Source organism: Streptomyces malaysiensis subsp. malaysiensis, from assembly GCF_040653035.1.
Lineage (GTDB): Bacteria > Actinomycetota > Actinomycetes > Streptomycetales > Streptomycetaceae > Streptomyces > Streptomyces malaysiensis.
On record NZ_JBEZNG010000014.1, the window covers coordinates 78,527 to 99,237 of the forward strand.

Below are 20,711 nucleotides of genomic sequence, written 5' to 3' on the forward strand. Positions count from 1 at the left end.
AAGATCAGTGAGGTGAATGCTCGGCCAACGCCGACGCCCACTACGCTAAAAGCTGACGTTGGCGTCAGGTGCAAGTCGGGCGGACCGCCCGGGCAGAGGAGGACCGGTGCGCATCGGTGAGGTGGCCGACAAGGCGGGAGTGAGCGTCCGGGCGCTGCGCTACTACGAGGAACAGGATCTGCTCCAGGCGCGCCGCAGCCCCGGCGGTCAGCGGCATTACCCCGACACCGCCGTCAGCCGGGTCCGGCTGATCCAGCAGCTGTATGCCGCGGGCCTGTCGAGCAGAGTGGTCCGCCAGGTGCTGCCGTGCGTGGACTCGGGTGAAGCGTCCCCGGCACTCCTGGAGCAGCTGGTGGCCGAGCGTGTCCGCATCGACGAGCGGATCACCGACCTGCTCGCTGTGCGCGACCGGCTCGACGACGTGATCGCCATCACGCGGAACCCTGGCTCCGACTGCTCTCACATGCGGTGAAGATGACTGCCGCGCCGATTTCGGACGCCGTCGGCAGGAGGCTTCGTGGATGTCCTCACGTATCTCCAGGGATATGCGGGCGGCGGAACCGGTGCAGGTGGGCCAAGGCGCGCTCCTCGACCTGGCCGTTGGTCATACGGGACACGGGGGCTTTCTCGGTCAGTCTTCGGTGATGTGGATGATCGTCTTGCCGGGGGTGCGCTTGTCGGGTGTGAACGCGGAGGCCGTCTCGGCGAGCGGTCGGACGGCGCCGACGATCGGCTTGAGGCGGCCGTCCCGCAGCCGCTGGGCGAGGTCGGTCAGGCGGGTCCGGTCGGGTTCGACGACGAAGAAGACGGCTCGCCCGTCGCGGGGGTGGACGGTGACCGGTTCGGCGATGGTGACCAGGGTGCCGCCGGGGCGGACCAGTGCGGTGGAGCGTTCGAGGATTTCGCCGCCGATCACGTCGAGCACCACGTCGACCTCGCCGATGTCCGCCAGTTCCTCGGCCTGGAGGTCGACAAAGGTGTCCACGCCCAGGCCGAGGGCGGTGTCGCGGTCGTCGGCCCGGCCGGTGCCGATCACCCGGGCGCCGGCCTCGCGGGCCAGCTGTACGGCGATGGAGCCGACGCCGCCCGCGGCGCCGTGGATGAGCACGCTCTGGCCGGTGATCAGGTGGGCGTGGTCGAAGAGGGCCTGCCAGGCGGTGAGCCCGGAGATCGGCAGCGCTGCGGCCGTGAGGTGGTCGACATCGGCCGGGAGTGGGGCGAGATTGCGGGCCTCGACGGCCGTGTATTGGGCCAGTGAGCCGTTGCGGGTCCAGTCGGCCAGGCCGAACACGCGCTGCCCGACCGTCAGGCCGGTGGTGCCGTAGCCGAGCTCGGTGACCACGCCGGACAGCTCGTGACCGGGCACGCTCGGGGTCCGGTCACGACCGGCCCGGTCGGTCCAGGTGCCGGGCCAGTCCAGCTCGCCCGGGGTGAATCCGGCGGCGTGGACCTCCACGATCACGTCGTTCTCGGCGGCGTGCGGGTGGGGCAGCTCGGAGAGGGTCAGGCCGCTGACACCGGCGTCGCGGTCCTGGACGGTGATGGCTTGCATGAGGAGTTCCTCTGAGTAGGGGGACGCTCAGGGAGCGGCCATCGCGCCTGGTGGGCGCGGGCATCGGCCCGGCGGGAGGCCGACCGGCCGCCCTGACCAATCCCAGCGCCGTTCGCCCCGGTCCGCCACCGCACACAGCGGCGGACCGAGGACGGCTGGCAGGCGCTGTTGTGGTCACGCCTTGAACCCTAGAAGGAAAGCGGCCCAAAGGCGTGGGCCACTTGTGCTCACTTCCAGTGGGCCATTTACGTGACGCCGGTTGCCCGGTCACACACGCTCTCGCGCCCTCCCCTCACCATGGCGCCCACAGCTGTTGGCGTAACTCCGAGGTAACGAAGGCAAGTAGTAGACTCCGAAACCATCTCAACCCATGTTGACCATGCTGGCTTTTCCCCAGCGCCACGTCGGAGGATCTGTGACTGACGAGTCGGACGCCTCGTCAGGGAGGCCGCGCGCTCGATGATTGAGATCCGGTCCGCGGAGGAGTGGGCGGCTGCGATCACTACGGAGATCGTTCCGCTGGGTGTGCGGCGCATCGCGAGCGGCTTCCACGCCTCGGTCGATCGTCGGGATCTGGGCGACGACGTGCGGATCACGAGGGCCTCGGCGGCAGCGTCGGCCATTCGGCGTACGGCACGCGATATCACATCCAGCGACGACGGCTTCGCGATCTTCCAACTCAACATCGCGGGTGCGGGCCGAGTATCACAAGGTGATCGCGACTGCCGACTGGACGGACTGTCCGCGACCGTCTACACCACGGACCGCCCCGCCGGGTTCGAGTTCTCCAACGGCAACGACGGCTACCTGGTTCAGATGCCCCGGGAGCTCCTGCCCGTGAGCGACTCGGAACTGCGACGCTTCGTCGTCCGGCCACTCATGGGGGAGCCGCTGCTGCGTGTGTGCGTAGCGCTCCTCGAATCGGCTCGCGAGGAAGTGTCGCGGTTGGACTGGAACGGTCAAGCTGCGGTCACGGGTACGCTTCTCGACCTGCTGGCGTCCCTGCTGAGGTCAGGCGCCGAGGGAAGCGCCCCAAGTCACTCGGCGCTGCTTGGGCGGATGCAGCACCATATCGATCGGCATTGCTCCGATCCGGGGCTCGACGTGTCGGCGCTGGCAGGCCATTTCAGCGTCTCGACTCGCCTTGTCCACAGCACCTTCGCCAGCATTGGGGCGACCCCGGCCGAGCGTATCCGTTCGGCTCGGCTACGCCGTGCCCGGCAGCTGATCGAACAGACCGACCTGTTGTTGAGCACGATCGCCGCCGAGTGCGGCTTCGGTGACTTCTCGACGTTCGTCCGCGCATTCAAAAGGGCGCACCACGTCACCCCGAGTGCCTGGCGACGCCAGCACCTTGCCCTCCGCTCAGCCTGAGCGGAGGGCCTTGCCTAAGAGAAGCGGATCAGGCGACCGGTGCGGTCGCCACGGCCGGGTCGTCCTCCCCGGCGGGAGCCGCGGATGTCCGTTCGTTCGATTGCGCCAGGGCATCGTCCAGGTACTCCACGGAGCGGCGCCGGGTGCGATCGATCGTGAAGCGGTACACGTCGGGGCGGCTGTAATGACCGGCAGGGTCCGTCAGGTAGTTCGAGATCTCAAGCAGCCTCATGGACAGGTCTGCGTAGACGATGCCCTCCGCGTCCGACGCGAGCTGTTCGGTGAGAACCGTCGTGTCCGGCGCGATGATGCATGCCGCACCGCCTCCCTGGAATTCGGGGAGTTCCACGCCGTGGCGGCTCATCGCGGCCCGGCCGGCCGCGGAGATGGTCTGAGAGGCCATGAGTACGAAGGTGCCGGATTCCATGGCGTAGGCGCGGTTGACTGTGGTGATTGCTTCGCTCGACATCATGCCTGCGCCGAAGAAGTCGAGCATCGGCCATGATGAGATGTGGATCTGCTCGCCCTCGGCGATCATCGCCATCTTGTTGAATGGCTGGAGGTGCTCCCAGCACATCAGCGCGCCGACGCGGCCGAGGGGGGTGTCGATGACCTGCAAATCGCTGCCGTCGCCCTGGCCGTACAGCGCCCGTTCGCGGTGGGTCGGCTTGAGCTTCCGTCGCGCGATCCGCAATTCGCCGGTGTTCGAGATCACCGCCTGGGACATGTAGAGAGAACGGCCGGCGCGTTCGGCGAACCCCAGCCCCACCATGATGTGGTTCTCGGCCGCCGCGTGACGGATCGCGCCGAGCTCAGGTCCGTCGATCGAGACGGCATTGGCCCGGTATTCCGCCACCAGCGGCAACTCGGCCTCGCCGGCAAACACCATGAAGGCCGGGTAACCGGGGATCCAGACCTCGGGGAAGGCGACGATCTCGGCGCCCCCTCGCGCCGCCTCCTCGATCAACGCGATCGTCTTCCCAGTCGTACCAGACGCGTCGAACCAGACGGGCTCCGCCTGGACGGCGGCCGCTCGCACGAGTTCCTTCATGACTGCCTCCGTGTTCTTTCGGGTACGGGGCAACTCACGGTAGCTATGAGCGGGCACGCGCTTATGGCGTCTTGCGCACCGATATCAGGCGATCTCTGCGCTGTGCCGGTGAAACAGTGCGGAGAGCCCCTCAGATGTTCGGTACTCGACGAGGGACTGAAAATCGTTCGGTCCTTGCATTACTGGGGGTGGGCTTAATTTTTCAGCGCCGCGCCTACAGCGCTGAGGTATTCATCGACGCTCAACGTGGCGTGGGAGATGGTCGGGTAGCGCTGGACCATCACGTCGTAGGCGGCGCGCCCGCCGAGCGCCGCGGTGGCGTCCGTGAAGGTGGTCACGTGGTAGCCAAGTTCCATGCAGCTACGTGCGGTCGACTCCACGCAGTGCGTGCCGATCATCCCGGCGATCGCGATGTACTCGACGTTGTGCTGGCGCAGCTGGACCCCGAGGTCGGTGTTGGCGAGCACGTCGATGTTCTTGTGCGGGGTGATCACGACCTCGCCATCGATGGGCGAGAGCTCCGGGTGGAAATCGGCGTTCCAGCTGCCCGCGGCGAATTCTCGGTTGTCGAACATCTCCCGGTGAATGCCGGACAGGTGCTTCCACGTGGTGTAATCGTGCTCGGTGTAGGACATCGGGGCGAAGAACACCGGCAGCTTGTGCTGCCTGGCGCCGGTCAGCAGCCGCTTGAGGTTCTCGAATGTGCCGATCCTGTCGAACTCGTCTTTGAACGTCGGATAGAGCTTTCCTTTTTCCGAGAACACTTCGTTGACCGTGTCGATCAATAGCAGGCCCATCCGGCCCGGCTCAAACGATGGCATCGCCATAGCGGACTTCTTTCGGTCGGCTGCCTCTTTGCCGAGGCTAAGCACCCCCCGCGCCGCACGCCGGCTTCTGGAGAGCCATGTGGCTGACCGGGGCCGAGCGGGAGAAGCGGGCCATCGAGGCCGCTCGCGAGCTCGGCATCGACTACACCGAGCAGGTTCAGCGAGCCGGGCAGGATGTCTGGCCGGGAGGCGCGGGCGTGGATGCGGGCGTCGGTGGCGGGTGCCCCGTGCCCGGCCACACCTCCATGGTCCGCCGTGAGCCGATCGGCGTCGCGGGCCTGATCACACCGTGGGATTACCCCCTGCTGGCCATGGTGACCAAGCTCGGACCGGCCCTGGTCGCAGGCATCGCGGTCGTCCTCAAGCCGTCCGAGCAGACTCCGTTGACCGCGCTCCGACTGCGGCGCCGCGTCCCGCGTCATCGTCACGGCCCAATTCCACGACTGTGTCGCGGAGGAACAGGTCCGGGCGGTTTCCTCGCCGCGTGTGGGCGCTCCCGCCGACCCCGGCACCGAGATGGGTCCCCTGGTCCACGCCGCGCACGCCGCACGCGTCCGGGGCTTCCTCGACCGCGCGGCCGGGGCCGGGGTCCAGGGGCCAATCCCTAGCGAGGTGGCTGGACCCCATCCATGACCGCCTGCGCCAGCTTGGCAGGCAAGTCCGGCTCAAGCTGTTCGTTCAACACCAAGACCCGCCAGTGAATCGGAGCGACGAGTAGCTCGATGATGAATCGAGGATCCGTGTTCCGGGGTGCTTCTCCGCGATCAATGGCCTGTTCCACAACCTTGGCCGCTGAGGCGATGCGGTCGCGCCAAATCTCGGTTTGCATCTCTGTGACCGCCGGGTCCTTGGCGGGCCATGACAGCAGTTGCGCGACGGCCAGCCCCAGAGGGGTGGACATGTAGCCGCACAATTCAGTTGCCAGGATGGTCAGGTCCTCGCGCAGCGAGCCGGAGTCGGGTACCGAGAGATTGGCTTCACTCAGGTCGAGAATGGCGTCGATCAGGAGCCGCTCGCGGCTTCCCCACCGCCGATAGATGGACGTCTCGTGCACGCCTGCCCGGGACGCCACCTCGGCGACGGTGACCTGATCGATCCCTCCTTCGCGGAGGAGCCCGAGCGTGGACTCGATCACCGATCGGCGAACTCGCGCGGAGCGGCCGTTCACTCGGCGTCGAACGTTTGCTTCCGTCACGGCTCGAGAATACCCCGCTGCCTCGCGCTCTTGCGGCTCACCGGCGGTCCCCGTACTGTCTAACGCAAGTCGACCTGCGTTAATTGTGGAGTTCCCAAAGAGGAGGAACACACGTGGACCTTGGACTCTCCGATCGCGTGGCGCTGGTCACCGGAGCATCGAGCGGCATCGGACAGGCTTGCGCGCTGGCGCTCGCCGATGAGGGCTGTCGCGTCGTCGGCACCGACATCACCGAGAACGGCATTCAGCGTCTGGAGGCCGGGAATCCTGATCGCTTCAGCTCCGTCGTCGCCGATCTCGCCGACCCGGATGGCCCCGCCGGCGCGGTGGCTCACACCGTGGCGCGCTTCGGCGGGGTCGACGTCCTCGTCTGCGCCGGAGGGATCTTCGGCAACGCTCGCGGCGGCGTCTTCGCTGCCGAGGAGGGGGTGGGCGCGAGCGAGATCACGCCGGCTGACTGGGACCGCACCCTGAACGTGAACCTGCGCGGATCGTTTCTCGCCGCCCAGGCGGCGATTCCCTCCATGGCGAAGAAGGGCTGGGGTCGGGTGATACTGATCGGCTCGGTATCCGGGCAGATGGGCGGCTTCGGGGCAGGAGCCGACTACGCGGCATCCAAGGCCGCCCTGGGCGGTATGGCACGGTCGATGGCCCTCACCGCCGGCCCGTCGGGGATCACGGTCAACTGTGTCAATCCGGGCATGATCGAGACCCCGATGCTGCTGGGCAATCACGATACGCGGAACACCGACAAGGTAGCTCGGCAGACGGCGATGCGACGCCTCGGCCAACGAGAGGAACTCGCCGCAATGGTCACCATGCTGGCCTCGGAACAGGCGGCCTACATCACCGGGGCGCACCTCGACATCAATGGAGGGTACTACTTTGACTGACCCGACGAACCCACTGGACGGCTTCTCGATCACCCAGGACGACTTCGACTATGTAGGCACGGATCTGCGGCGACCCGAGTGCATCCTCGCGGAGCCGGACGGCACGCTGTGGTCCGCGGACGCACGGGGAGGAGTGATGCGGATCGCCGCTGACGGCACGCAGCGGCTGATCACGCAATCCACCGCGCTCGCCGGCCTCACCACAGACGACGCCGGCTCACGGCTGGTCGACGGCACCCTGCCCAATGGCCTCGCGTTCGACCGAGAGGGTGACTTCCTCGTCTCCAACTTCGGCACGGATCGACTGGAGCACATGACGCGCGATGGTCGCACCACGCCGATCTTCGAGACGCTCGATGGCGGCCCGATCGGCAAGGTGAACTTCGTCTGCCGGGACAGCCAGGACCGCGTGTGGGTCACCGTATCGACGAAGGCACATGACTGGCGGCGCCAGCTGACGCCGGAGGTCGAAGACGGGCAGCTCCTGGTCTATACGGATGGGAAGCTGCGCGTCGTCGCGGACGGCCTGCGGTTCGCCAACGAGTGCAAGCTCGACGCCGCGGAGGAGTACATCTACGTCGCCCAGACCTGCGGGCGGAACATCCTGAGGTTCCGCATCCAAGAGGACGGAAGCCTCGCCGACCGCGAGGTCTATGGGCCTGAGGATCACGGTCGGTTCATCGATGGGATCGCGTTCGACAGCTTCGGCAACCTCTGGGGGACCTACATCTTCACTGACGGGATCTTCGCGATCACACCCGAACGCGACGTGCGCCTCCTCTTCGACGACTCGACTCCGGAGGACATCGAGCGGTTCGATCGCCGCTTCCGCGCGGGCACGGTCGACATGGATCTCATGCTGTCGATGGGCGGTCCAGTGGCGACCTGGTGCGCATCGGTCACCTTCGGCGGCCCCGACCTGCGGGATGTCTACGTCGGCAGTCTGCGGCAGACGCGCCTCCCGCACTTCCGGTCGCCAGTCGCGGGGCTGCCGCTGGTGCACTGGTCCGAGATGGCAGGCAGGTAGTCGACCATGCGCTGGGCAACCTTCCAGAAGCCAGGTTCCGCGTCACCCCTCGTGGGCCTCGTCCGGGACGGGACGATCTATGCGCTCCCGCCCACGGAGACACTCATCGACGTGATCGCCGACGGCGACGACGGCCAGGCTGCTGCGGCCGAACGAGCGATACGGGAGCCGTTCCAAGTCGCCAAGCTCGACGGCGTCCGTCTGCTGGCGCCGATCCCCCGACCGCCCTCGGTCCGGGACTTCATGGCGTTCGAGAACCACTACGTGACCTCGATGGCAGCGCTCGGCGTCCCGACGCACCCGCTGTACTACCAGCAACCCGTCTTCTACTTCAGCAACCCCGCCGCGATACAGGGACCGAACGACGACGTCCGTATAGCCCCCGGCAGCTCGGACTTCGACTACGAGCTCGAGGTCGCCGCGGTGATCGGCCGGCCCGGGAGCAACATCAGTCCCGACAAGGCCGAGAACCACATCGCCGGCTACACCATCCTGTCGGACTGGAGCGCCCGGGACGTCCAAGAGGCTGAGATGAGCTTTCAGATCGGACCCGCGAAGGGGAAGGACACGGCGACCAGCCTCGGCCCCTACCTGGTGTCGAAGGACGAACTGGCGCCCTTCGCGGTCGCCAGGGGCTTCGACCTGCCGATGAGCGCGAGCGTGAACGGGAAGCAGTACAGCAGCGGCAACTGGTCGTCGATCTACTGGTCGTTCGCCGATCTCATCGCCTATGCGTCGCGCGGCACGACCCTTGTGGCGGGCGATGTCATTGGTGCTGGAACGGTCGGGACGGGATGCATCATCGAACTGGCGCGGGTGCATGGGTCCGAGCGCTATCCGTACCTGGTCGAAGACGATGTGGTCGAGTTGACGGTCGCCCAGCTCGGGTCCATCCGGGCGAAGGTGACCGCCGCGGAAGAGCTGATCCCGCTGAGCCGCACGACCCGACAATGAGCGGCTCCTGCCTCCGGCCCGGTGAACAGGGTTCCTTCATGACATGGACCGACGGCGCAAGCGCCGTGAGGTGCGCGGAATCGATGGGCGAGCCGGGCGCCACCCGCCCGCCAGGACGCAACCCGTCCGAGCAGAGTCGGAAGGCGATTGCCGCCTTCCTCGATAGGGAGCGTTGATGGACGCCATCGTGATCGAGCAGTTCGGCGATGCCGAAGTTCTTCGTCCCGGCCGGGTCCCGGACCCGCCGAGCCGGCCCGGCTGGACCACCGTGCGACTCCATACCGCCGCGCTGAACTGGCATGACGTGCTCGTCCGGCGCGGCCTGTACGCCTCGCCCCTCCCGCACCTGCCCGGCGCGGACGGCGCAGGCACAACGCCTGACGGCGAGCCAGTCGTGATTCTGCCCGCGCTGTTCTGGGGCGCCCGAGAGGCCGCCCCTGCACCGGGGTGGGAGCTCCTCGGAGACGCCCGTCACGGCACCTACGCCCAGTTTGTCTCGGTGCCGGATGAATGCCTTGCCCCCCGGCCTGCTGGATTCTCATGGGCGGAGGCGGCGGCCCTGTCACTGGTCGGCGCCACCGCCTTCCGGGCGCTCGTGACGCGAGCGGAGCTGGCGGCGGGCGAATCCGTGCTGATTCTCGGCGCAGGCGGGGGCCTCGCCCCTGGTGCCACGGCGATCGCGAAGGCCATCGGCGCTCTCCCCTTCGTCACGTCATCCAGCGATGAGAAGATCGCGGTCGCGCGGACTCACGGCGCCGTCGCCGGGGTGCGCTACACGGACGAGGACTGGATCGACCAAGCTCGGGCAATGAGCCCTGGGGGCGATGGCTACGACGTCGTCCTCGACAGCGTCGGCACATGGGGGGAGTCCCTGCGTGCGCTTCGTCCCGGCGGACGTCTGGTGGTGCTCGGCGCCTCGCAGGCCGAGCAGGCGACGCTCGCTGCGCGCCCCTTCTACTTCGGCCAGTACTCGCTGCTCGGAACGACCATGGGGAGTCCCGCGGACTTCCGGGGCCTTTTCCGCCTGGTCGCGGAAGGTCGCCTCGGCGCGCCGACGATCGACTCGACCTTCGCCCTCTCGGATGCCGCCGACGCCCACCGGCGCCTGGAGAGCGGCCGCGCCTACGGCAAGATCGTCCTTCTGGTCGCCTGAGAGGCCACCAGAAGCCATGGCTGCCGGCCGGCCACCGTGACCGTTCGGAGCAGTGCCGTTCGCCACGCCGTTGTCCGGCTCCGAGTCGCCCCGCGCATTGTCGGCGCGGGATTCGGGTGTTCCTGATCGGCGCCCGTACCCGCGCGCGATGAACGCCACCGTCCAGCCTTGACGCAAGTCAAATTGTGTTGATCAGTCAGTTCTCAATGAGGAGAGCACATGCCTTACAAGTGGTCGGTGTCGCCAGAGGTTATCTTCCCCGCGCGATACAAGCAGATGGTGAATTTTGGACTGCCGGCTCGGGATGTCGACGAGGTGCGTTCGGTCGTCACGGACATGTGGCTGGACGGGCCCGGCGGCTGGGTCCATGAATGGTCGAAGCTCGGCGCGCGGTACGCGGATGACGGCAACCCGACCCTCGCGGCCTTGGCCTACGGCTATGCCAAGTTCCCCGTGCTCGCAGATGATGCCAGGCGGACCGCGTTGCGGCACCAGATCGAGCAGTACCTCCTCGCGGCGCCCTCCTTCCCGGTGGACTTCGAACGCCGCGTGCTCGACATTCCGTACCAGAGGTCAACCACTCGCGTGGCGGTGCACATCTTCTCGGCGCCGGGACTTCCGCTCGATGCCCCCGTGATTCTCGCCAGTGGGGGCGCGGACGGTCACAAGATCGACGTCCACCACATGTTCATGAGCTTCGCGCAGGGAACCAGGGCCCGCGTCGTCGCATTCGACATCCCGGGCACCGGCGAATCCGAGATCGCCATGATTCCCGAGAGCCGGGAGGTCATCGATGGCCTGATCAGCTTCTGCCGGTCTCTCGGCAACGGACGCGTCGTGCATTTCGGGCTGTCGATGGGCGGCTACTTCTCGGCCTATTCCGGGCTTTCCGGGTTGGTGGACGCGGCGGTCAATTGCGGGGGTCCCGTCGAGGCGGCTTTCGCGCCAGGCAGGACCTGGGCCGAGGGAGCGGTCGGGATCATCGGGAACCTCTTCGGGTTCGACCAGGAGCCCACGCCGGAGGAGATGCAACGACAGGTCGGACCCCACTCGCTGCGGCCACTGCTCGACAGGGATGACAACTGCAAGATGCTCGTCATCAACGGAACCGCCGATGCGCTGGTGCCGGTCGAGGACAGTCTCGTCTTCTCGGGGCGCCGCGACACGCTGGTGGTGATGGCGGAAGGCGAAACGCACTGTGTGGTCACCAAGTGGGACGACACGATCGCCCTGATCACCGGCTGGCTCGCTCGTGAGGTCGCTTGACGGTCTGCTGATCGACTGCGGAGACGACGCTGCGCGTCACAGCCGAATCGAGTTCAAGGAAGGAACTCCCATGATCACTGCCGCCACCCAGGTGTTCCGCGACGCCCGAGATCAAGTCCTTTCACTGAGGGGGGATTACGAGCGTGCGATCGAGGAGTTCCGTTGGCCTGAGTTCGAAGCCTCCTTCAACTGGGCCGTCGACTGGTTCGACGCGATCGCCGAGGGCAACCATCGGTCCGCCCTCGTGATCGTCGAGGAAGACGGCTCGTCTTCAAGCCTGAGCTTCGAGGAAATCTTCCGTCGATCGAACCAGGTGGCGGCGTGGCTCATGCAGCAAGGCGTGCAGAAGGGGGACTCGGTCGTCCTCATGCTCGGGAACCAGGTCGAGTTGTGGGACTGCATGCTCGGCCTCATGAAGCTGGGCGCTGTCGTGATGCCCACCGCAGCGGCCATCTCCGGCGCGGACCTCGCCGATCGCATCACCCGCGCAGATGTGAAGTTCGTGATCTGCAACCCCTCGGACACGGTGAAGTTCGACGACGCTCCCGGTGACTACATCAGGATCAGCGTGCGCGACGTCCAGGGCTGGCGTCCGTTGGCCGATGCGTACCGGTTGCCCGACGATGTGCGGGTACCGCATCCGGAGACGGCCCCGGCCGATCGACTGCTGCTGTACTTCACCTCGGGCACGACCTCGAGGCCGAAACTCGTCGAGCACACACAGGTCTCGTACCCGGTCGGGCACCTTTCGACGCTGTACTACCTCGGTCTGCGCCCTGGCGATGTGCATCTGAACATCTCGTCGCCGGGATGGGCGAAGCACGCTTGGTCGAGCTTCTTCACACCATGGATCGCAGAGGCGACCGTCTTCGTCTACAACTACGCCCGATTCGACGCCAAGACGCTGCTCGAGCAGATACGGATGCACGGCGTGACGACCTTCTGCGCGCCTCCGACCGTCTGGCGGATGCTCATCAACGCGGACCTCTCTGGAGGCCGCGGCTCGCTCAGGGAGGTGATCGGGGCCGGAGAGCCCCTTAACCCCGAAGTGATCGATCAGGTGCGCACGTACTGGGGCCTGGAGATCCGGGACGGCTATGGCCAGACCGAGACGACGGCGCAGATCGGAAACCCACCGGGCATTCCGATCAAGATCGGCTCAATGGGCCGCCCCCTCCCGGGCGTGCCGGTCGTGCTTGTCGACCCCGCCACCGGGACTCGGGTGGCGGGCACCGGGGAAGGCGAGATCTGCCTCGACCTGGCTCAGCACCCGGTGAACTTCATGCGCGGATACCTGGACGACGAAGCGCGCAATGTCGAGGCCACGCACGGCGGGCTCTATCACACCGGCGATGTCGCGACCGTCGACGAACGCGGCTACATCACGTTCGTCGGCCGTACGGACGACGTCTTCAAGGCATCGGACTACAAGATCAGCCCGTTCGAGGTCGAATCAGTCCTCGTCGAGCACCCCGCGGTCCTGGAGGCGGCGGTCGTGCCGGCTCCGGATCCTGTTCGCCTCGCGGTCCCGAAGGCGTACATCGCGCTCGCCCCGGGCCATGAAGCGAGCGACGATACGGCGCTCTCCATCTTGCGCTACGCCAGGGAGCACCTCGCCCCGTATCAGCGGGTCCGTCGGATCGAGTTCATTGAGCTGCCGAAGACGATCTCGGGGAAGATCCGGCGAGTCGAGCTCCGGATGCGCGAGCTCGAGATCGCTGAGAGCCCGAGGTCATCAAAGCAGGAGTGGTGGGACACGGACTTCCCGAATCTCAGACGGGCTCTACCTTCTTGATCGGGTTGATCAAGGCCACCTGTAGGGTCTGGAGGCCCACAGACACCGGGTATGGCTTTCGTAGGGTTGCCCGCGATGGTTCAGCCAACCTGGCCGCCCGGTGTCTCACGACGGCCGCCGCCTTGGGGACTTCCCGCTGTAGGTCGGCGTTGCCCGCGGACCTGCCGCCGACGGCCCGACGGATCACCCCGGCTATGACGATGCGAGACAGTCGACGACCGTCTCGACGTATCGACGGAGCCGAGACGACCCGATGAAGCTGGACGACATTCTGTTCATCGCATAGCCGATCGTGACACCGCGGTCCGCATCGGCGATGACGGCCGACCCGCCCCATCCGGTCCAGTAGCACGTACGCCCTTCGGGCACATAGGGCATCGCACTCGATCCCGACAGCGCGAATCCGATCCCGAACCGCAAAGGCACGCCAAGTACGAGATCAGAGCCCTCACTCTGCTCGTGGAAAACGAGGTCGATCGTGTCGCGGGACAGCAGGCGCTCGCTGCCCACGACCCCCTCACCCGAAATCACCCGGAGCGAGCGCACTAGCGAGCGGGCATTCCCGTGCCCGTTCATCGCACCGAGCCGAGCTCGCCTCCACCAAGCGGTGTTCGCGGCTTCCGCCAGGAGGACCGGTGCGCTGAACGTTCGGAAGGCCGGGCTGTCCGGAGAGACCGCGCTGAGATCGGCCTTCACCGGTGGCGGTGGAACGATCGGAGCGATCCGCGTCCAGTCCGTCTCCCGCGCTCCCAACTGAATGTCGGCATCCAGAGCAACGGCGAGTTCGCCCGTGATGAGATCGTTCAGCGGCGCGCCGGTCACACGGCGCACCAGCTCATCGATCAGGGTGCCGTAGGTCGCGACGTGGTAGCCGGAAGCAGTGCCCGGCTCCCACCACGGGGCCTGCCGGGCCAGCCTCGATGCCGCGCTGGTGTGGTCGTCGAGATCCTCGATCGTGAAGGGCGGATCCCAGCCGGAGACCCCGGATGTGTGGCTGAGGATGTGCCGGACCTCGATGTCTTCCTTGTCGTTGACCCCGAACTCCGGCCAGTACGTGGCCACACGCTCGTAGGGGTCGAGCAGGCCACGGTCGATGAGGAACAACGCGGCGAGTGCGGTCACCGTCTTCGTGGTCGACCACAGGTTCGTGATCGTGTTCTCCTCCCAGGGGGCTGTGTGCTCCGGGTCACGGAACCCACCCCAGAGATCGAGGACGCTGTGCCCACCGACGTCGACGGCAAGGCTCGCGCCGAGCTCCTCGCCCGACGCGACCGCCTCTGCGAAGACTTCACGGACCGCCAAGAAGCGCGCGTCGCATGTTCCAGATACTTTGGATCGTTCTTCACGGTTGAAGCCCATAGCGCGCCTTCCGTTCTCATGTCGCTTTGATGCCCTGCTGCGAGGGCGGGCACAGGCTAACGATCGCGCTCACGGAGCACCGGATTCTCATGCCGAAACGGCAACACCCAGTACGCGCCGGCCATCACGTCACGGCGTCGGCGAGCATGAAGGCAGCCACGGTCAGCAGGACCACCGCGAAAATGCGCTGCAAGCGGGGCCCGGAGACCTTCGCGGCCATGCGCTTGCCGTCCCAGGCACCCAGGATCGCGGTTCCGATGAACGGGCCGATCGCCGTCCAGTCGAGCGAGGTGGCGGCGCCGGAGCGAGTGGCCAGGGACGCCAGTGAGTTGGCCGTGATGACCAGCAGGCTGGTGCCGACTGCGGCCTCCATCTCGAAGGCCAGGACGGTGACCAGGGCGGGGACGGCGAGAAAGCCGCCGCCCACACCAAGTAGTCCGGTCAGCGTGCCCAGGCCGGCACCGGCCCCGGCTGCCTTGCCCGGCTGCACGTCGCCGCTCCCGGGGCGGACGGTGTCAGCAGGCCGGAGCATGTTGACGGCGGAGAGGACGGCCGTAGCGGCGAAGGCGATGGTGAGGACGGCTGGGGGCAGGTGGGTGGAGGCGGCTCCAGCGGCGGCCGCCGGGAGAATCCCGGCGGCCGCGAACGCCGCTCCGGCCTTCCACCGCACCTGCCCGGCACGGGCATGCGCGTACAGGGCGGTCAGAGATGTGGCGGTGACGATGATCAGGCTGGCGGTGGTGGCCGCGGCGGGGGTGAAGCCGAGCAGGTATATCAGGGCGGGCACCGCCAGGACGCTGCTGCCGCCGCCGAGGGCGCCGAGCGTCAGGCCGACGACGGCTCCGGCGATCAGGGCCAGGATCAGGGCGGTCACGCTGTTCCCCCACTGCGTCCGCCGTCGTCGGCCGCCGGCAGCCCGATCCCGGTGACGCGGGGGTGGGCCGATTCGGGGACGAGGCGGCCAGGACCCTGGCGGGAGAGGAGCATCGCGTGCCTTCTGTGCAGGTGGAGCAGGGGATTCATGGTCGGGCAACGCTCAGGCCCGCGTTGGCGGCGGCCTCGAAGCCGTCATCGATGGCGATCACCTTTCGTCCGGTCGCGTCCAGGAGGGAAGCGGCGATCGCCGCGCGCATCCCGCCGGCGCAGTGCACCCACACCGTGCCGTCCGGCACCTCGCCGACCCGGCCGTGCAGCTCGTGGAGTGGCATGTGCACAGAGCCCTCGATGAAGCCGTTCGCGCGTTCGGAATCCCGGCGCACATCCAGCACCACCACGTCCCCGCCGCGCTCGTGTGCATCGGCGAGGTCGGCGAAACTGGCGCGGGGGAAGGAGGCGAGCTGTTCCCCCTCACGGACCCAGGCGGCTGGATCTCCCGTGGCGGCGGCAGCCGGGCGGTCGATACCGACCCGGGTCAGCTCTCGTTGCGCGTCGGCGATCTGCGCCGGAGTGTCGCCGAGCAGGGTGACCGGCTTGCCCCACGGGATCAGCCAGGCGATATAGGTGGCCGGCTTCCCCGTGCCCTCGAAGTTGAACGATCCGGCCACATGGCCGTCGGCGAAGGCGACCCGGCTGCGCAGGTCCACCACCCACTCACCCGCCGCCAGTCGTTCGGCGATCTGTGCGGCGTCGGCGGGCTCGGGCGGCGTCAGGTCGACGGGCCCGGGGCCGGCGGCGTTGGCCGGGCCCATGTGCGTGTAGTAGGCGGGCACGTCCTCCAGCCCGGCCAGGAGCCGCTTCACGAAGGTGTCCACATCCAGGGTGAAAGCGTCGTTGCTGGTGCGTTCGTCGCCGATCGTGGTCGCATCGCCCTCGGTCTGGGAGGAGGCGCAGAAGCTGCCGAAGCCGTGCGTGGGCAGCACGGGTACCTCGTCGTCGAGCGTTGCCGCCAGCCGGTGGGCGGAGGCGTGCTGCGCGCGGGCCAGGTGTTCGGTCAGCCGCGGGTCCACCAGGTCCGGACGCCCCACGGTGCCGATCAGCAGTGAGCCGCCGGTGAAGACCGCTATCGCGCGGCCGTCCTCCTCCAGCGCGTATGAGGTGTGGTGCGGAGTGTGGCCGGGGGTGGCTATCGCACGCAGCGTCAGGTGCTCGTCCACCTCGGCCGTGTCGCCGTCCGCGACAGGAGTGCGAGAGAAGGAGACGCCGGCGTCGGCTGGGACCAGGTAACGGGCGCCGGTGAGGCGGGCCAGTTCCAGCCCGCCGGTGACGTAGTCGTTGTGCAAGTGCGTCTCCGCTACGTAGGCGATACGCACCCCTCGCCGGGCGGCTGTGGCGATCACCTGGTCGACGTCCCGCGGTGGATCGACCACGACCGCCGCTCGCGGACCGCCGGCCAGGTAACTGCGATTGCCCAGCCCCTCAAACTCCAGGGTATCGACAAAAAACACGGTATGACTCCTTTCCGGGATGGCGTACCCGGGAAATTCCCGTCTCGGAAAACCGCCGCCATTTGCGCAAACGATCAGCGCCTGAAATGAAGCAGTTTCCCGAGGGCGCAAGGCGGATGGCGTGCCTGGCCGGCCTCATGTCAGCGGACGTGTCCGGCGGTCATCCGCCGGTTCTGCTTTCGTTAGTCCTCACGTACCGCGGCTTTGGCACGGTCGCCGTTTTTCACCGCGGCCTCGCGGCCGGGAAAGGTGACCGGCAGCCCTGCCGCTTCCCATGCCTCAAGGCCGCCTGCCACGCTGTAAACGGAGGACCGGCCCGCGCGGATCGCCTGTGCGCCACCCCGCACGCTGCGTGTGCCCGTGCGGCATACGAAGGCCAGCGGGCCGTCAGGCAAATCCGACAGCGAGGCCGGCAAGGTGCTGAGCGCGGCGTGGACGGCGCCGACCGGGTGACGCGCCGCCCATTCATCGTCTTCGCGGACATCGACCAGAGTGAGTTCCCCGTCCGCGACGCGGCGACGCGCCTCGGCAGGAGACAGGTCAGCGGGCGTGTGACCGTCGCCGGAGCCCGGGCCCTGCTGCGTGGCGGGCAGGACCGTCCGGATCGCCACGTAGTTCGAGGCATGGGCGACGGCTATCTGCTGTTCCAGCATCGGGCAGACGTTCATCGCCTCTTCCCAGTGTGCGGTGGACTCCCATTCCGCCACGTTGACGAGAAGGAATTTGCTCCCCGGGATGATTGTGCGGAACATGTACGTCCGAATGAAACCGGGTTGAGTGGCCATCACGGCCGCAGCGCCCTGCCAGGTGTCGAGATAAGCGCTTTCCTTCTCCTCGTCGATCTCAGTCGGAATGATCACGACGTGGTGATTTTCCATCTGCCGCTCCTCTGTCCTGTAAGGCAATTACGACGTCTGACGTACCGCTCGAGCCGGGCAGGTTTCAGGCGAATGAGGGAACACGGCCGAGTCGAGAGGTACCGGTTTTGGCTTGTGAGCCAGCACTTTCTGGATAAAGCCTGCACGCACAAGCCCAAGGATGGCAAACAGCCTTGCTGAATCGGCAATTCGGTTCGCGCGATCAGGGCGAGGGCCGCGGGGGCGAGCGAAGTGTCAGCACTGGCGGACGTGGAGCTGTTCGCCGCTGGTGGAGAACAGAGCCAGGACTTCGGCTGCCGCGTCGTGGTCGGCGCTGGTCATGGCGTGGGGTATGCGGGTGTCGAATTCGGCGGCTTCACTGGCGCGCACTCGGGTGGTCGTGGTGCCGAGGGTGAGGACGATGGCGCCGGTCAGGACGTACAGCCATTCGTAACCGCCATGCCTGCGCAGCGAGGGCTTGGCGGGCGTCGCGCAGATGGGGCCCGACCGAGCCGAGCACGGCCTCTGTGTCGTGAACGAGTTGGTCGTCTGCCGGTGTAGTGGACATGGCTCTCCTTCGTCGGGTGGGGCGGTAGGGCTCCGCTCGCTGCGGGGGTACGGAGGCGGGGCGGTTCAGGTGGTGCGGGTCAGGCGCCACACATGGTCGGTGCGGGTGCCGGTGCATCCCTCGGGTGAGGGAGCGGGCCGCCGGACGCTGGCGAGGGTGTCCACCTTCCAGGTGGGAGGCAGGGCAAGGGCGGTCAGCAGGCCCTCCAGAGTGGGGAACGCGACATTGGCGGGCTGCTGCGCGGCGCTGCTCCAGGTCGGCCATCCGGCGTGCATGGTGATGATCAATGTGCCGCCGGGTGCGACGGCGCGCGCCGCCTGCCGCAGGATGGCCGTCTGGTTCAGAGCGACCGGTGACTGTAGATACTGCGCGGCGACGAGGTCGAAGTTGCCGCCGGGAAACGTCTGCCCGAGGTCGTGGTGCTGAAAGGTGACCCGCCCGGACAGGCCCAGCTCGATCGCCTGGGCGGCGGCCCGTCGCAGGGCTGTGGTGGAGATGTCGACAGCGGTCACCTGCCAGCCCCAGGACGCCAGCCACAAGGCGTCCGCGCCCTCGCCGCAGCCCAGCTCCAACGCACTTCCCGGCGCCAGATTGCCCGCTTCGCGGACCAGCAGCTCGTTCGGCTCACCGCTCCAGACGCGTCCGCACTTGCGGTAGCGGTCCTCCCAGAACCGGGCCGGCTCGATGCTGTCGGGCGTGGTCATCAAGATCTCCTTTTCCGGAGAGAGCGCGGCAGGCGAATTCATCGGCCCGGCTCCTTCCTCAAGCGCGGCCTCACTGTGCGCCGCATCGCCCGAAAGCAGCGAACACAATTGCTGAATACGCAAGACGCGAACCCGTGATCCGGTTCGTTGCGGAAACAGCAAAACGGTTTGCTGTGGATGGTGGTGCGGGGTGACAGTGCCGATATGGACACCAATGAGCTGAAGAGCACCGAAGGCCGTACCTGGGACGTCGTCGTGGTCGGCGGGGGCGTCGCCGGCCTGTCCGCCGCGCTGCTGCTGACTCGCGTACGGCGCTCCGTCCTCGTCATCGACGCAGGCGAACCCCGCAACGCCCCCGCCGCGCGAGTCGGCGCCCACAACATCCTGGGCCGCGAAGGCATCTCCCCCCTGGAACTCCTTCGGATAGGCCGGGAGGAAGCCGCCTCCTACGGAGGAGAAGTCGTCAGCGGCCGGGTCGAGCGCGTCGAGCGTGGCGGCAGCACCTTCACCATCACCACCCAGGACGGACGGCGCGTCCATGCCCGGCGCGTCCTGGTGACCACCGGCCTGATCGACGAACTGCCCGACATCCCCGGCCTGGCCGAGCGGTGGGGGCACGACGTGATCCACTGCGTGTACTGCCACGGCTGGGAAGCACGCGATACCAAGGTCGGCGTCCTGGGCAACTTCCACCAAGCCCTGCTGTTCCGTCAGATGACTGACCGGGTCACCCTCTTCGCCCACCACGCACCGGGGGAACTTACCGACGAGCAGTGGGAACAGCTCGCCGCCCTCGGCATCGAAGTGGTCCACGGCGCCGTCACCGCCCTGGAGGCCGACACCGAACAGAACAAGCTGACCGGCGCCCGTCTGGCCTCCGGCACCGTCATCCCCCTCGACACCCTCGTCGTCGCCCCCACCTTCACCGCCCGCGGCGGCTTCCTCGAAGACCTCGGCCTCACACTCAACCCCCACCCCGCCGTCCCCGGCGTCCAGGTCGCCGTCGACCCCTCCGGATTCACCGGCGTCCAAGGTGTGTGGGCCGCGGGGAACGTCAGCGACGTCCTCGCTGCCGTGCCCCAGTCGGCCGGTGCGGGAAACACCGCAGGCGGCGCCATCAACATGGACCTCATCCTCGAAGACGCCCGACGTGCCGCCGAGGCCCGCGAAGCAGCATCGGCAACGCCGTTCGACGGCACGATGGAGGCGGAAGTGTCACGACGCGTTCTGGGCTCCCGCGCCCACGGTCTGGAAGGCCCCGCATAGCGAGCGGCAAGGCGCTTCCGCAACACGCCGTCGGCGCCTGCCGGCACCTGAGCGCCGACCGCCTCGACAACACCGGCGCCCGCCGGAGCCGAAGCCGTCCTCCCCACTCGCCCCGAATGTTTCTGGCGCGTACATCCATGAGATGGGCGCGCTCTGGGGCTGCCCGTGGAGCGGGCTGCGGTGACCGGCCGCGGCGATCTCCCGCTCGGCCCGGGCCGCTGCGCGGCGCGCGGATTCGGCAACGACCGTCACGTATGCGTTGAGGTCTTCCTCCATGGTGGCGATCCGGCCGAGGGGCCCAGGCACGACGCCGCCTGGAAACCCTCTAGGCCGACCACCAGTCGCACACCACGCCAAGATCGCCTCGGCGAGGCGGGCGCCCTGTGGGACCTGGGTGGTGTGCGACAGCCGATGGGTGATTACAGGGGTGCGGCCGACCTGCTAGGGCAGGTGTTGGAGCGGTTCCGTGCCCTCGGTAGCCGACTG

General features: G+C 67.6%; 20 protein-coding genes and 1 pseudogene. 11 read left to right on the forward strand and 10 right to left on the reverse strand.

Features of this window, described 5'->3' with window-relative positions; genetic code table 11:
- Nucleotides 1–106: 106 nt before the first annotated feature.
- Nucleotides 107–472, forward strand: coding sequence for a MerR family transcriptional regulator (locus tag AB0E24_RS26150; protein WP_351380641.1), 366 nt, complete (start codon nucleotides 107–109; stop codon nucleotides 470–472).
- Between the two features lie 159 nt (nucleotides 473–631).
- Here AB0E24_RS26150 and AB0E24_RS26155 read toward each other — a convergent pair whose 3' ends face one another.
- Nucleotides 632–1,552: an NADP-dependent oxidoreductase gene (locus AB0E24_RS26155; protein ID WP_359380452.1), complete on the reverse strand. Its 921-nt coding sequence runs from the start codon at nucleotides 1,550–1,552 to the stop codon at nucleotides 632–634.
- A gap of 459 nt (nucleotides 1,553–2,011) precedes the next feature.
- Here AB0E24_RS26155 and AB0E24_RS26160 point away from each other — a divergent pair, with 459 nt between their 5' ends.
- Complete coding sequence (locus AB0E24_RS26160; RefSeq protein WP_359380454.1) at nucleotides 2,012–2,926, forward strand: AraC family transcriptional regulator; 915 nt, start codon at nucleotides 2,012–2,014, stop codon at nucleotides 2,924–2,926.
- Between the two features lie 28 nt (nucleotides 2,927–2,954).
- On the opposite strand, the gene AB0E24_RS26165 is transcribed toward AB0E24_RS26160, so the two are convergent.
- Together AB0E24_RS26165 and AB0E24_RS26170 are read right to left on the reverse strand one after the other, a co-directional pair.
- Entirely contained in the window at nucleotides 2,955–3,977 is a 1,023-nt protein-coding gene (locus tag AB0E24_RS26165) for a carbon-nitrogen hydrolase family protein (RefSeq protein ID WP_359380457.1), read from the reverse strand.
- Between the two features lie 194 nt (nucleotides 3,978–4,171).
- Nucleotides 4,172–4,804: a cysteine hydrolase family protein gene (locus AB0E24_RS26170; protein ID WP_359380460.1), complete on the reverse strand. Its 633-nt coding sequence runs from the start codon at nucleotides 4,802–4,804 to the stop codon at nucleotides 4,172–4,174.
- Nucleotides 4,805–5,049: 245 nt separating this feature from the next.
- Between AB0E24_RS26170 and AB0E24_RS26175 the strand changes: the two are divergent.
- Together AB0E24_RS26175 and AB0E24_RS26180 are read left to right on the forward strand one after the other, a co-directional pair.
- Nucleotides 5,050–5,140 (forward strand): annotated as a pseudogene (locus AB0E24_RS26175) (aldehyde dehydrogenase family protein); the annotation flags it as partial.
- 84 nt (nucleotides 5,141–5,224) lie between these two features.
- The gene (locus AB0E24_RS26180) at nucleotides 5,225–5,437 is read left to right on the forward strand and encodes an aldehyde dehydrogenase family protein (RefSeq protein ID WP_359380676.1); all 213 of its coding nucleotides are present in this window, start codon (nucleotides 5,225–5,227) and stop codon (nucleotides 5,435–5,437) included.
- Here the strand turns inward: AB0E24_RS26180 and AB0E24_RS26185 are convergent.
- A complete protein-coding gene (locus AB0E24_RS26185) occupies nucleotides 5,409–5,999 on the reverse strand; it encodes a TetR/AcrR family transcriptional regulator (protein WP_159033516.1) in 591 nt (196 codons plus the stop codon). The two genes, AB0E24_RS26180 and AB0E24_RS26185, sit on opposite strands and share 29 nt — an antisense overlap.
- 113 nt (nucleotides 6,000–6,112) lie before the next feature.
- On the opposite strand from AB0E24_RS26185, the gene AB0E24_RS26190 reads away from it, so the two are divergent.
- The 6 genes from AB0E24_RS26190 (at nucleotide 6,113) to AB0E24_RS26215 (ending at nucleotide 13,087) form a co-directional block, all read left to right on the forward strand.
- Nucleotides 6,113–6,892 carry an SDR family NAD(P)-dependent oxidoreductase gene (locus AB0E24_RS26190; protein ID WP_359380462.1) on the forward strand — a complete coding sequence of 260 codons (780 nt, stop codon included), beginning with the start codon at nucleotides 6,113–6,115 and terminating at the stop codon, nucleotides 6,890–6,892.
- Nucleotides 6,885–7,919: an SMP-30/gluconolactonase/LRE family protein gene (locus AB0E24_RS26195; RefSeq protein ID WP_359380466.1), complete on the forward strand. Its 1,035-nt coding sequence runs from the start codon at nucleotides 6,885–6,887 to the stop codon at nucleotides 7,917–7,919. The genes AB0E24_RS26190 and AB0E24_RS26195 overlap by 8 nt, the downstream gene beginning before the upstream one ends.
- A 111-nt stretch (nucleotides 7,920–8,030) precedes the next feature.
- Nucleotides 8,031–8,873 carry a fumarylacetoacetate hydrolase family protein gene (locus AB0E24_RS26200; RefSeq protein WP_359380469.1) on the forward strand — a complete coding sequence of 281 codons (843 nt, stop codon included), beginning with the start codon at nucleotides 8,031–8,033 and terminating at the stop codon, nucleotides 8,871–8,873.
- 175 nt (nucleotides 8,874–9,048) lie between these two features.
- A complete protein-coding gene (locus tag AB0E24_RS26205; protein WP_359380472.1) occupies nucleotides 9,049–10,026 on the forward strand; it encodes a zinc-binding dehydrogenase in 978 nt (325 codons plus the stop codon).
- A gap of 219 nt (nucleotides 10,027–10,245) precedes the next feature.
- Nucleotides 10,246–11,292 (forward strand): alpha/beta hydrolase, encoded by a 1,047-nt coding sequence (locus tag AB0E24_RS26210; RefSeq protein ID WP_202542982.1) that lies wholly within the window; start codon nucleotides 10,246–10,248, stop codon nucleotides 11,290–11,292.
- A gap of 70 nt (nucleotides 11,293–11,362) precedes the next feature.
- Nucleotides 11,363–13,087, forward strand: a complete 1,725-nt coding sequence (locus AB0E24_RS26215; protein WP_359380474.1) for an AMP-binding protein — start codon at nucleotides 11,363–11,365, stop codon at nucleotides 13,085–13,087.
- 192 nt (nucleotides 13,088–13,279) lie between these two features.
- Here the strand turns inward: AB0E24_RS26215 and AB0E24_RS26220 are convergent, their stop codons facing one another.
- From AB0E24_RS26220 to AB0E24_RS26245, 6 genes are all read right to left on the reverse strand, one after another.
- Nucleotides 13,280–14,446: a serine hydrolase domain-containing protein gene (locus tag AB0E24_RS26220; protein WP_359380477.1), complete on the reverse strand. Its 1,167-nt coding sequence runs from the start codon at nucleotides 14,444–14,446 to the stop codon at nucleotides 13,280–13,282.
- 124 nt (nucleotides 14,447–14,570) lie between these two features.
- Entirely contained in the window at nucleotides 14,571–15,320 is a 750-nt protein-coding gene (locus AB0E24_RS26225) for a sulfite exporter TauE/SafE family protein (protein WP_359380479.1), read from the reverse strand.
- A gap of 145 nt (nucleotides 15,321–15,465) precedes the next feature.
- Nucleotides 15,466–16,830 (reverse strand): MBL fold metallo-hydrolase, encoded by a 1,365-nt coding sequence (locus AB0E24_RS26230; RefSeq protein WP_174884533.1) that lies wholly within the window; start codon nucleotides 16,828–16,830, stop codon nucleotides 15,466–15,468.
- A 182-nt stretch (nucleotides 16,831–17,012) separates the two neighbouring features.
- Nucleotides 17,013–17,708, reverse strand: a complete 696-nt coding sequence (locus tag AB0E24_RS26235) for a rhodanese-like domain-containing protein (RefSeq protein WP_359380483.1) — start codon at nucleotides 17,706–17,708, stop codon at nucleotides 17,013–17,015.
- 234 nt (nucleotides 17,709–17,942) lie between these two features.
- Nucleotides 17,943–18,185, reverse strand: a complete 243-nt coding sequence (locus AB0E24_RS26240) for a cupin domain-containing protein (protein WP_102935886.1) — start codon at nucleotides 18,183–18,185, stop codon at nucleotides 17,943–17,945.
- A 135-nt stretch (nucleotides 18,186–18,320) separates the two neighbouring features.
- A complete protein-coding gene (locus AB0E24_RS26245) occupies nucleotides 18,321–18,959 on the reverse strand; it encodes a class I SAM-dependent methyltransferase (RefSeq protein ID WP_359380486.1) in 639 nt (212 codons plus the stop codon).
- A gap of 204 nt (nucleotides 18,960–19,163) precedes the next feature.
- Between AB0E24_RS26245 and AB0E24_RS26250 the strand changes: the two genes are divergently transcribed.
- A complete protein-coding gene (locus tag AB0E24_RS26250) occupies nucleotides 19,164–20,225 on the forward strand; it encodes an NAD(P)/FAD-dependent oxidoreductase (RefSeq protein WP_359380487.1) in 1,062 nt (353 codons plus the stop codon).
- The last annotated feature ends 486 nt before the right edge of the window (nucleotides 20,226–20,711 follow it).